The organism is Oleiphilus sp. HI0125 (genome assembly GCF_001635355.1).
This window is the reverse complement of the sequence record NZ_LWGF01000792.1, coordinates 1-1842: the sequence shown is the minus strand read 5'-3', so window position 1 is coordinate 1842 and position 1842 is coordinate 1. Positions and strand designations below refer to the sequence as shown.

General features: G+C 42.9%; 2 protein-coding genes. One reads left to right on the top strand and one right to left on the bottom strand.

What is annotated here, in order from left to right:
* Nucleotides 1-205: 205 nt before the first annotated feature.
* Nucleotides 206-1027: an HAD family hydrolase gene (locus tag A3762_RS12695; RefSeq protein ID WP_068478910.1), complete on the top strand. Its 822-nt coding sequence runs from the start codon at nucleotides 206-208 to the stop codon at nucleotides 1025-1027.
* Between the two features lie 568 nt (nucleotides 1028-1595).
* Here the strand turns inward: A3762_RS12695 and A3762_RS12690 are convergent.
* The coding region (locus tag A3762_RS12690) for a hypothetical protein (RefSeq protein WP_231878805.1) at nucleotides 1596-1842 on the bottom strand (247 nt) is incomplete at its 5' end.

Genomic DNA, 1842 nt, shown 5'->3' with positions numbered 1-1842 from the left:
TGTCTAGAATCCACGAGTTTCCACGACGGAATACGTACACTTTTTTAAATACAAACTACTTATATTCGAGCAGCATGTTGATATCAGAAATCCTTATTTTATGACCCCATCGCTAGCCAACCGCTCATCATGGGGAATTACTGCACTAAGTGAACAAAAATGAGATGGTCTGCGTAACTATAATTTACGAACTTGGCTAGCTTTAATGGACTTAGTATTTTTTGATTTAGACGGCACCTTACTGAATAAATCTTCGGAAATATCTGCATTCACTCTCGATACTCTTCAGATGCTTAAGGAAAAAGGTATTGCGCACACCTTGGCGACGGGGAGAACAATGTCATCAGCCCAACAAATTATTCATGTCTATGACTTTGACCTGCCGCATATTTACTGCAATGGCGTAGCCCTCTGGGATCCGAAACACCAATCTCTAACTTTGGATAATCTACTCAGTCAAAATGACATTGACACTATTGTTGATTTTTCACTTTCGAAAGGGGTAGCTCCATTTATCAACACCATAGATAGTCTTCATCAACACACTATTTTTTATCCCACTCTTCAACGACAAATTGAAAAAGACCTCGTGGATAATTACTACGCGAAGAGCAATCTCAAACTCAGGCCGCTTTCTGAGTTTGAAACACATTGCCGAGTTACCAATATCAGCATGATCGGAGATACCGATCTGATACAGGTGCTTTGGCAGTATTTTAATGAGTTTGACTCAATAGTTGCTTACTCTGGCACGGCTATAGAGGGCGATCATTATAGTTGGATGGATGTCCATCATCGATTAGCCAACAAAGGTAGTGCCGTGAAGTCCTTAAAAGAGCAACTAGGTGCCAGCAACGTCATATGTTTTGGTGACAGTTACAACGATGAGACAATGTTTAATTTAGCAGATGAGTGTTATGCACCCGAGAACGCCAAAACTGTCATTAAAAAGTTGGCCAACGAAGTTATAGGCCATCACCATCAAGATGGCGTAGCGCACTTTTTAAGAGAACGTTTCTCACTCTGACTGTACTTCTATCATCGTGTTCACTTTATTCAATGCACGGCGAGCAAATCGAAATACTCTTGCACGCCTTTCAAGGCAAACAATGCAAGGTTAGTTCAGCGCCCAAGAGCATCAACGTATTGCGTGGTGAGCTTTTAGAGCCTGCATAGTGCGCCGAATAAGGCTTAGGTTAAGTGCCCGCAAGCAAGCGGCCTTGTACTTAGCCTCCTCCCTAGGAGAAGCAGTCTTGCAAGCATACAAGCCTAAAGCCTCCTTTCCTCTTGAAGCACGCATTAAGAGGTTCGCGGACCTTTGAAAGAAAGTTCGCTACGAGACCTGTAGAAATAGACCTGTGACCTTTTTTCTGTGATTCTGAACTCGCTGAAAGTTTAGGAAAAAGTGCGGGAGAGCATTGCAAGTTGCATTATGTGAGTCTGGTGGTGGAGATTACCATCACGATCGCCTTAATTTGTAACTTCCTCTTTTTGCCGGCCTTGTTGTTGAAAGTGGATAAAAATAAGTCTTAGGGATAACTCGCATTGAGTTTCCCTTCTGGTGGTTGCAGAAACGTTTTTGGCAGTCTCGTTAACTAAAAATAAAGTATGATACTGCCAGCAACTGTTAGTAAAACATTTGCAAAAGCATAGGCTCCAGTATAACCAAGCGAGGGCAAGCTGCTGTTTGCTGCCTTTGTAACGACGCTCAATGATGCACCACTGGTCATGGAACCGGTGATTCCCCCCAGTAAATAAACAGGGTGGATCTTTAATACCAAGCGCCCAAATGCGTAACCAGCAGCAATGGGGACGGTTGTTACCACGATGCCGGCTAAAATT